Source organism: Ideonella sp. P3_A4 (assembly GCF_056403075.1).
Map to the genome: position 1 here is coordinate 1 of NZ_JBFUGE010000863.1, position 2,075 is coordinate 2,075.

A 2,075-nucleotide genomic window follows, 5' to 3' on the forward strand; every position below is an offset into this window, starting at 1 on the left:
GCGGTGCCCAGTGCGGTCGAGTCGGCCAGGCTGAAGGTGTTGTCGAACGCGTCGGGCCGCGCGCCGGCGCGCAGCAGCAGGTCGATCCACGCCAGGCGGGTCGACGCCTGCTCATGCGCGGCGGCGGCATGCAGCGGGCAGCCTTGGCCGCCGCACTGGTTGGGGTCGGCCCCCCGGTCCAGCAGCGCGCGGGCCAGCGGCTCGTTCCGGGTCATCACCGCCAGCGTCAGCGGCGTCAGGTCGTCGCCAAAGAGGATGTTCGGTGACAGCGCCTCGTCGATCTTGACCACGTCGGCAGGCGACTGGGCCCGCCGGTAGGCCGCGCGGGCGCGGTGCAGCGGGCTGGCCAGCAGAGCTGAGGGTGCGTCCAGCAGGCCTTGGCCGACCCAGTACGCCGCGCGCCGGCGCAGATCGGCCGAGTCGCTGGGGCGTTCCACCGCGCCGCGCTGGACCAGCTCGACGACGGCCCATTCGGGCTCGCCTTGAACGCCTCGCAGTGTGAGCGCCGGGCTGCGTTGCCCGGCCGTCCACAAGCTGGTCAGCGCACGGCGCAACGGCGGCGGCACTTCGATGAGGCTGCCGGCATGGCGTGTGAGCGCGATGTAGCGCGTGCCTTCGCCCCACCGCGAGACGCGGCCGCGGCGCGCCTCCTCTTCGCTGACGTAGTAGGTGACGCGCCAGTCGTACGACCTGTAGCCGGCGCTGTAGACCCAGGCGTCGACCAGGGCCGAGAACTCCTCGTCACGCCAGGCCGGAATGCGGTCGACAGCCAGGCCCTGCTGGCGTGCCAGCGTGCAGGCGTACAGCAGATCGGCCTCGCCATGTGCGCCGTGGGCTGTTCGTGTCCAGTTCGGCGTCGCCGTGAACTCGGCCCGTTCGCCGGTGTCGCAGTGCGCGAGGATCCAGCGTGGTGGGCTGAATTGGCTGTCGAGGATCCGGTACGCAAGCGCGTCGCCTCTCATGGCCAGGCTCTGGCGTTCGACCTGCAGCTCGAAGAAACCGCCGCTGTGCACCTTGTCCCAAGGGGACGACGCGGCACCGGCGCTTTCCGGCAGGCGCAATTGGCCGAACGCCCCGCCCGCTGCAATGTTAACAGTGGCTGCGATGGCGACGCCGCGCCAGGGGTGGCTGGGCCGCGGCGCCGCGCTCACACCGTCATCCCGCCCGACACCTCCAGCACGGCGCCGTTGACGTAGCTGGCCTCGTCGCTGGCCAGGAAGGCGTAGACGTTGGCGATCTCTTCGGGCTGGCCCAGGCGTTTGAGCGGCACCTGTTCGCGCATGTGGCCCAGCACTTTCTCGGGGATCGTCGCGAGGATCGGTGTCTCGATGAAGCCCGGCGCCACCGCGTTGACGCGCACGCCCTTGGGTCCCAGCTCGCGGCTCCAGGTCTTGGTGAAGCCGATCACGCCGAACTTGGCGGCGGCGTAGTTGGTCTGGCCGAAGTTGCCGTACAGGCCGACCACCGACGAGGCGTTGAGGATCACGCCCTGGCCTTGCTCGACCATCGTGTCGGCCACCGCTTGCGCACAGTGAAAGACGCCGCGCAGGTTGACGTCGATCACCGCGTCGAACTGCGCTTCGCTCATCTTCAGCAACCGGGCGTCACGGGTGATGCCGGCGTTGTTGACCAGCACGTCGATGCGGCCGTGGCGGGCCTTCACGGCAGCCACCATCGCGTCGACCTGCTCGCGCTTGGTCACATCGACCAGATGACCTTCGGCGCGGCCGCCGGCCGCTTGGCACTGGGCGACCGCCGTGTCGAGCGCCTCTTGCTTCAGGTCGCAGACCACGACGACCGCGCCCTCGCGGGTGAACTTCAGCGCGGTGGCCAGACCAATGCCTTGAGCGGCGCCGGTGACGATGCAGATCTTGTCGGTCAGTCTCATGGGATCAACTTCAGAAAACGCAGCACGAAAGGGAGTTGGTCGTCGAAATCGCTCAGGGCATGGTCACTGCCTTCGAGCAGCAGCGTGTGGGCGCCGGCGTGGCGGGCCGTCATCTCGCGCCAGTCCAGCAGCTCGTCGCCCTTGGCGATGACGGCGGCGTAGCGCTCGGGGTGGGTCAACGCGGGTG

At 69.6% G+C, this 2,075-nt stretch carries 3 protein-coding genes; all 3 read right to left on the minus strand.

Annotation, left to right across the window (positions count from 1 at the left end; translation table 11 throughout):
* On the minus strand, positions 1-1,061 hold a 1,061-nt coding region (locus tag AC1DYI_RS33765), incomplete at its 3' end, for an ankyrin repeat domain-containing protein (RefSeq protein WP_477208473.1).
* Between the two features lie 86 nt (positions 1,062-1,147).
* Positions 1,148-1,888: a 3-oxoacyl-[acyl-carrier-protein] reductase gene (fabG, locus tag AC1DYI_RS33770; protein WP_477208474.1), complete on the minus strand. Its 741-nt coding sequence runs from the start codon at positions 1,886-1,888 to the stop codon at positions 1,148-1,150.
* Positions 1,885-2,075 (minus strand): YqiA/YcfP family alpha/beta fold hydrolase (locus tag AC1DYI_RS33775; RefSeq protein ID WP_477208475.1); only part of this gene is annotated, 191 nt, incomplete at its 5' end. The genes AC1DYI_RS33775 and fabG, both read right to left, overlap by 4 nt.